Source organism: Desulfobacula sp. (genome assembly GCF_021107415.1).
This window is the reverse complement of sequence record NZ_JAIOSW010000448.1, coordinates 1-2,849: the sequence shown is the minus strand read 5'-3', so window position 1 is coordinate 2,849 and position 2,849 is coordinate 1. Positions and strand designations below refer to the sequence as shown.

The 2,849-nt window shown below is 40.5% G+C and carries 3 protein-coding genes; all 3 read left to right on the top strand.

Annotation, left to right across the window (positions count from 1 at the left end):
* Positions 1 to 1,553, top strand: a 1,553-nt coding sequence (locus K8S13_RS22475) for a methyl-accepting chemotaxis protein (protein ID WP_291465963.1), incomplete at its 5' end; no start/stop codon positions are given.
* 106 nt (positions 1,554 to 1,659) lie between these two features.
* The gene (locus K8S13_RS22470; RefSeq protein ID WP_291465962.1) at positions 1,660 to 2,277 is read left to right on the top strand and encodes a TetR/AcrR family transcriptional regulator; all 618 of its coding nucleotides are present in this window, start codon (positions 1,660 to 1,662) and stop codon (positions 2,275 to 2,277) included.
* 137 nt (positions 2,278 to 2,414) lie between these two features.
* The coding region (locus K8S13_RS22465) for an AAA family ATPase (RefSeq protein WP_291465961.1) at positions 2,415 to 2,849 on the top strand (435 nt) is incomplete at its 3' end.

Sequence of the window (2,849 nt, the reverse complement as noted above, 5' to 3'; positions counted from 1 at the left end):
TTAAAGTTGCAACCCATGCTGTTTCCGTTGCTTTGTCCAACGCCATTAAAGATGTTGAAAATGATGAAGAAAGAGTTGCCCTGATTCGAAAGGGACTGAAAGGAATTCGGTATGAAAAGGATCAGTCCGGTTATTTTTTTGTTTTCAATGAGTTAATAACGGTCGGGCATATTTCAGATAAACTGATTGGAAAGAATTTGGAAAAGCTGGAAGATAAGAATGGTTTTCTTTTTATGAAAGCTTTATATGCAGAGGTTGAAAAAGGTGGTGGGTTTGTTCAATATATCTGGGAAAAACCTGGAGCAGGTCTGACGCCTAAATTGTCCTATGCAGAAATGATTCCTGGAACCAAATACTGGATCGGTACAGGAGTTTATATCGACAATGTTGAAGCAATAAAGACTGAAATCAGTAATGAAATTAATTCTAAAGTCAAAACATTGACAATTCGAATGGTTGTCATTTCCGGGCTCATTTTTGTGGGTATTGCCATACTTTGCCTGATTATTATATTTGGTATTGGTTCCTCTCTAAATGCCATGATTGTTAGTTTTGAAGATGTGGCCAAGGGTGAGGGGGATTTGACCAAGAGAATTGAGATCAATTCTAAAGACGAACTGGCAACACTGGGCGATCTGTTTAATTTTTTTATGGAAAAGCTTCAAAAAATTATCCAGCAATTGTCAGGGGATTCGGAAAAAATAGATAGCTCTTCGACTGAACTTGTTACAGTTGCAACGGATATGACCGGAAATGCAAATAGTACTTCAGATATGGCAGGAAAGGTTACCCAGGCTGCTGAAGATATGAATTCAAACCTTTCTTCTGTTGCAGCAGCCATGGAAGAGTCTTCTGCCAATGCAGCCATGGTGGCTTCCGCAGCAGAAGAGATGAATGCTACTATCAACGAGATTGCACAGAATGCAGAAAAGGCCAGAAGCATTTCCGGTGATGCAGCCGCCAAAACATCTGAAGCAGAACAGAGTATGTCCGTGCTAAATAAGGCGGCTCAATCCATTGGCAAGGTAATGGATACTATTACGGAAATATCAGACCAGACCAATCTTCTGGCACTCAATGCAACCATTGAAGCGGCAAGGGCAGGAGAAGCAGGCAAAGGCTTTGCCGTTGTTGCAAATGAGATCAAGGAGCTGGCCAATCAGACCGTTGCAGCGACAAAAGAGATCAGGGGGCAGATCGATAATATCCAGAATAATACAGATGCTACTGTGAGTTCGATTAAAGAGGTTTCCGGTGTTATCCGGGATGTCAATGACATTGTTTCCACCATTGCCGCTGCAGTGACCCAGCAATCGGCTGCCACCCAGGAGATTGTCAGCAATATTTCAAGCCTGTCCCTGGGTATTCAGGAGGCCAATGAAAATGTCAATCAGGGTTCTCAGGTTGCAGAAAATATTACCCGGGATATAGGGGGGGTCAATCTGGCCACGGATCAGATGAAAAGCAGCAGCAGCCTTGTCATGGAGAGTGCGGATCAGATGAGCTCCCTGGCAGAGGAAATGAAAAAAATTGTGCAAACTTTTAAGGTTTAAAGTTAATGTTTGCTCTTGTGTATAGGGATATTGCCTTGTCAGATGATTCAACAAATGATAAGTGACTATTGAATTGATAATATGCACAGGAAAGGGCTGAATATTTGTGGCTGAATCAAGATTTGCCGAGCTGAAAGAAAAGGAAAAGCAAGCAAGAAAACAGATTGTCATTGAATCTGCATTGGCACTTTTTGCAAGAAAACCTTTTTTTGAGGTGGGCATGCGGGAAGTTGCCGATGAAGCAGGTATTTCCCCTGCAACCATTTACAGATATTTTTCAAGCCAGGAAGAACTTTTTAATGAAGCGTTTATTCAGGATATTTCTTCTGTCAGCAAAGAGTTTAAATCAATGGTGCTAAAGGATAAACCGGCAAGCATTGAAGAGTTTGGCATAAAATTTGTGGAGTATCTCATTGAAAATGAGGCCACGTTTCAGATGATGACGTATCTGGTGCTGAAAGACAACCTGACACATCCTGTTATGGGCAAGTTTGATTCGGTCACCAAGATTTTTTTTGATCTTTTTGAACAGCTTCTGAAAAGACATGGTGTAAAAAAAGAGAATGCAAGAATGTATTCTCACTCTTTTATCGCCTCGCTTGCCGGAATTTTAATGACGTTTCGAAATTATCCGTTAAAGAATAAAAAAGCCATCAGGAATCATATTATAAAGGTGATAAAGATCACTTCATCCCTTTATTCCAACCAGCTTATAAGCAAGTAAGGAATCAGGATTATTCCTTACTTGCTTATCTCTTGACACTTTCTTTACCAATACTATATTAATTAAAATTCATTATTAAGAAATTGTTTTTTGTCATGATTTGTGTTTGTAAATTTAAATGATAAGGCCAACGTACTATGGAACAAATTAAAGAAGCAATAGAGAAAAATCATCTGTTAATCAGCCGTATCCGAAATGAGATCTCAAAGGAAATTGTAGGCCAGGAAAAGCTTACGGACAGTCTTTTGACAGGACTTTTAACAGGAGGTCATGTCCTTATTGAGGGGGTCCCGGGCCTTGCAAAAACAAAAGCGGTAAAGGCGCTGGCATCTGTTGTACAGGCACAGTTTAAACGCATTCAGTTTACCCCGGATCTTCTTCCCGCAGATTTGACCGGTACTGAAATTTATCGTCCCAAAACAGCTGATTTTATTACAAGAAAAGGGCCTTTGTTTAATAATATTATCCTGGCAGATGAGATTAACAGGGCGCCTTCCAAGGTCCAGTCCGCACTTTTAGAAGCCATGGAGGAAAAGCAGATAACCATAGGAGACCAAACCTATTCCCTGCCT